This is a genomic window from Symbiobacterium sp., from assembly GCF_040797425.1.
In the GTDB taxonomy this organism is placed as follows: domain Bacteria; phylum Bacillota; class Sulfobacillia; order Symbiobacteriales; family Symbiobacteriaceae; genus Symbiobacterium.
The window spans coordinates 1-3,838 of record NZ_JBFNEH010000105.1; the positions used below are offsets into that span (position 1 = coordinate 1).

The 3,838-nt window shown below is 67.3% G+C and carries 5 protein-coding genes; 1 reads left to right on the forward strand and 4 read right to left on the reverse strand.

Annotated elements, in window-relative coordinates:
- On the forward strand, positions 1-316 hold a 316-nt coding region (locus AB2385_RS16680), incomplete at its 5' end, for a xanthine dehydrogenase family protein subunit M (RefSeq protein ID WP_367656142.1).
- A 92-nt stretch (positions 317-408) separates the two neighbouring features.
- On the opposite strand, the gene AB2385_RS16685 is transcribed toward AB2385_RS16680, so the two are convergent.
- The 4 genes from AB2385_RS16685 to AB2385_RS16700 form a co-directional block, all read right to left on the reverse strand.
- A complete protein-coding gene (locus AB2385_RS16685) occupies positions 409-1,479 on the reverse strand; it encodes a sensor histidine kinase (RefSeq protein WP_367656143.1) in 1,071 nt (356 codons plus the stop codon).
- A 7-nt stretch (positions 1,480-1,486) separates the two neighbouring features.
- On the reverse strand, positions 1,487-2,167 hold the full coding sequence (locus AB2385_RS16690; protein WP_367656144.1) for a response regulator transcription factor: 681 nt from the start codon (positions 2,165-2,167) through the stop codon (positions 1,487-1,489).
- 624 nt (positions 2,168-2,791) lie between these two features.
- Positions 2,792-3,589, reverse strand: coding sequence for a hypothetical protein (locus tag AB2385_RS16695; protein ID WP_367656145.1), 798 nt, complete (start codon positions 3,587-3,589; stop codon positions 2,792-2,794).
- Positions 3,589-3,838 (reverse strand): hypothetical protein (locus AB2385_RS16700; RefSeq protein ID WP_367656146.1); only part of this gene is annotated, 250 nt, incomplete at its 5' end. The genes AB2385_RS16695 and AB2385_RS16700, both read right to left, overlap by 1 nt.

Below are 3,838 nucleotides of genomic sequence, written 5' to 3' on the forward strand. Positions count from 1 at the left end.
GTTCGATTACGTGGCACCCCGGACCGTCTCCGAGGCGGTGGACCTGCTCCGGCAGTATGGATACGATGCCAAGGTCATTGCCGGGGGACCGAGCCTGATTCCCATGATGCGCTTTCGCATGGCGCAGCCCAGGGTCCTGGTGGACATCGGGAAGATCGCCGAGCTGGACTACCTGAAGGAAGAGGACGGGTACCTCCGGATCGGGGCCCTGGTCCGGCATTCGACCATGGAGTTCTCCACGCTGATCCAGGACCGGTATCCGCTCCTGGAAAGAAGATGCGAGAGCAAGCGAAACCGCGTGACATCGCAACCATAATCGTGTCCACGAAAGCGGGGCAACTCCATGCCATCATGGGGTCTCAGCGCCCGGAGCACCCCTGCCGGGTCAGACCACGATGGAGGGTTCCCCTACGCCCGCATCGGCAGGATCACCGTGAAGCGGCTTCCCTTCCCCGGCTCACTCTCCGCCGTCACCCTTCCCCCGTGCAGTTCGACCAGGCTGCGGACGATGGCGAGCCCCAGCCCGCTGCCTCCCGTCTCGCGGGTGCGGGCCTCGTCTGCGCGATAGAACCGATCGAACACGTGGGGCAGATCCGCCGGGTCGATGCCGGGGCCGGAATCGATCACGCTCACCCACAACTCGCCCGCCCGCGCCTCCGCTTCCACCAGAACCCGCCCTCCCGGGGGCGTGTAGCGCAGGGCGTTGGTCAACAAGTTGACCAGGATCTGACGCAGCCGGTCGGGATCGGCCACCAGGTGGGGTAGCCCGGGAGGCACGGCCCACTCCAGGTTCACGCCCTTGGCCGCAGCCACCGGTCCCAGGTCCGCCATCAGGCTGCGGAGAACCGCTTCCGGCGAGACGGTGGTCAGGTGCAGCGACAGCCGCCCGACCTCGGCGAGGCTGAGATCGCGCAGGTCGCCCACCAGTCGGTTGAGCCGGATGATCTCGTCCTGAATCGGCAGCAGGGCCTCCGGGGTGAGCTCCACCCTGCCGTCCTGAAGCAGGTCCACGTGGCCCTGCATCACCGCCAGCGGGTGGCGCAGTTCGTGTGCGATGTCGGCCAGGAGCTGGCGCCGCGACCGCTCGTCCGCCTCCAGCCGGTCACACATCCGGTTGAAAGCGGCGGCCAGTTCGGCGATCTCGTCCTGCCCCACGACCGGCACCCGGCGGGAGAGATCCCGCAGATCCAGCTGCGCCGCCGCGTCCCGCAGATCCCGCAGGGGGCGGGTGATCCGGCTTGCCGTAATCACCCCGACCACAGCGGCGCTGCCCAGGGCCGCCAGGCTCCCCCAGATACTCCAGGTCAGCGCCGCCCTCAGGAACCAAGGCACATCCCACGCCATGGGGGCCCCGTGCATGCGGTAGTGCATCGCCCACATGGACGCGTGGAGGCCGAGGTTGGACGTCGCGAAGGCGAGCAGCAGGGCCCCCGCGGCCACCAGGACAAAGGCCCAGATCAGCTTGGCGCGCAGCGACACCCGCGACTCACCCCTTCGGCGGGACCAGCTTGTAGCCCACGCCCTTCACCGTCTGGATCAGTCCGCCATCCCCCAGCTTGCGGCGAAGGTGGCTGATGTGGCTGTCGACCGTGCGCTCGTAGCCTTCGTAGTAGTCCCCGATGGCAGACTCCATGAGCTGGAGCCGGGAATACACCCGGTTGGGGCTGCGGGCGAGCACCGCCAGGAGCTTGAACTCGGTGGGCGTCAGGGGGAGCTCCTCGCCGTTCTTGTAAACCGAGTGCGCCGCGAGGTCGATCAGGAGATCGCCCCACTGAATGACCTCAGGCTCTGCAGGCTCCGAGCGGGTCCGCCGCAGGACGGCGCGGATGCGGGCCGCGAGCTCACGCATGCTGAAGGGCTTGGTCAGGTAATCATCGGCCCCCAGCTCCAGGCCGAGGAGCTTGTCGGCCTCATCGTCCCGGGCGGTCAGCATGATGATCGGCGTGTCATGTCGGCGCCGTACCTCTCGGAGGACATCGACGCCGCTGCGTCCCGGCATCATCCAGTCCAGCACCAGCAGATCGGGCCGCCGGGCCTCCCAGAGGGCCAGCGCCTCCGTGCCCGTGTGCGCCTGGATCGGGACAAATCCTTCGCCCTGCAAGTAATCCGCGATGACCTGGCAGAGGCGGTCATCGTCGTCCGCGATGAGAATCAACGGCCCCGCCATGGTTTGCGCGCCTCCTCCACAGGTTCCCTGGCCGGAGAGATCGTCCGTGGGCCGCTTCGCCGCAGCCTCCTCCATAGCGTCTCCATGATCGCGCAGATGTGTGAAGAAACTGTGTACCGGGCTGGCCCCACCCGCCCGGGAAGCGTCGTGGCCGGCGCGCCGCCGGCCGGCCGCACAGAACCATGAAGGACCAGCGCAGCCCGCGCTGGTCCTCACGTTGCGCTATGTGCCCGGGGCGCGTGGTGCTATGGTTCCCCGCCTTGCCGGGAGCAGGTGGTTTATGTACGGCAGGACAATACAGAGCGCCGCTAACGAGAACGCAATGGTGGCCGCACCTTTCAAGTAGCCGGGCATCATACCCTCGACCAGTTCGTCGGGATAACTCCAGGACGGCCTCGTCATCGCAGCGGCATACAAGAGCGCTCTGGTGATGGCCGACGCGCCAAGCAAACTGCAGCCTGAGAGGAAAAATACGCTGGCCGGCACCCAACCTCCGATCTGCTTCAACAGGATCGCCTCCAAAGCCAGGTTATGGGACCCACCCTGAACCAAATCAGCGCGCCCTCGGATCACGAACCCCAGGGCGCTTCAGCCGCTTGCGGAATCGATGGAGATTCCCATGCCTCAACATCCCGAGGAGTAGTCGGGCGTTCGGTGTCCAACCCGTTCCAGCGTCGCCTTGCCTTCGACCGCCAGTTCCGGGTAGTTGTTGTCGGGAAACAGCCAGGGGGCTCCCACGGGCTTCACCTTGCGGGAGACCTCAACGTAGTTCTGTCCGTCGACATCGATCAGCCGGACCTCGGCCCGCTTCAGCTCCGCCCCGTTCAGCCGGGCCAGCCGCTCTGCCTCCGCAAGGACCCGGGCCTCGTGCCTGTGTGCGGTCCGGCGGATGAGACAGGCCAAGTCCCCGTCATCGGGGATCAGTTCATCCCGCTTCTCTCGGGGTGTTGTGGACCCCCAAGTTCCTTCCACAATCTTTTCGGCCATCCCATAGGAAAGCGTGCCCCGGAACAGGCGGCTAAAGGCCTGCCGGTAGGCCCTCACCTTGATCGCCTTAATCCGCTCCTCCACCTCCTCCGGCGTCAGCGGGACGCAGAGGGGGTCCGCCGCGCACGCCTCCTGCTCCGCCTCCAGCTCCGCGATCTCCTCCTCGATCTGCCTGTTTGCTTCCTCATCACTCAGCACCCGGTCCACCCGCGCCTCGGCTTCCTCCTCCACCGCCGCCGGCAGCAGGTCCACGATCGCCCGGGTCGCGGCCAGGGCAGCCGCATCAGCCGCCGTCCGCAGCTGCTGATGCACGATGTAGACCGTAAGCATCGCCTGCAGGCAGAACGCGAAGAAGGGCGCGGCGAGCGTGGCCCAGAGCAGGGTCAGGGCCGTGGCGCCCCGCTCCTCACGCCAGCATGGCCCGATTGTGCGCATCACAGACACTTCCCGTCCTGCGTCGGCATGGTCACCTTTCGGGTGAAGGTGAACGGAGACTGGAACAGCACGTTGGGGACAACCCCGGTCACTTGCACGGTCACGTCGTCGCCGCTGCAGGCCACGGTCACCGATTGGATCAGCGAACCCGCGACCTTGTCGGCGGTAGACTCAGCAGCACGGGCCCTCTTCGCCCCGGACTCGGGGGGGGGGGGCCCCGCCCCCGCCCGCCCCCCCGGCGGCCCCCCC

What these genes read in the sequence shown, in the direction of transcription:
- AB2385_RS16690 (WP_367656144.1), bottom strand. Translation starts at nt 2,167, where the DNA reads ATGGCGGGGCCGTTGATTCTCATCGCGGACGACGATGACCGCCTCTGC.
- AB2385_RS16695 (WP_367656145.1), bottom strand. Translation starts at nt 3,589, where the DNA reads ATGCGCACAATCGGGCCATGCTGGCGTGAGGAGCGGGGCGCCACGGCC.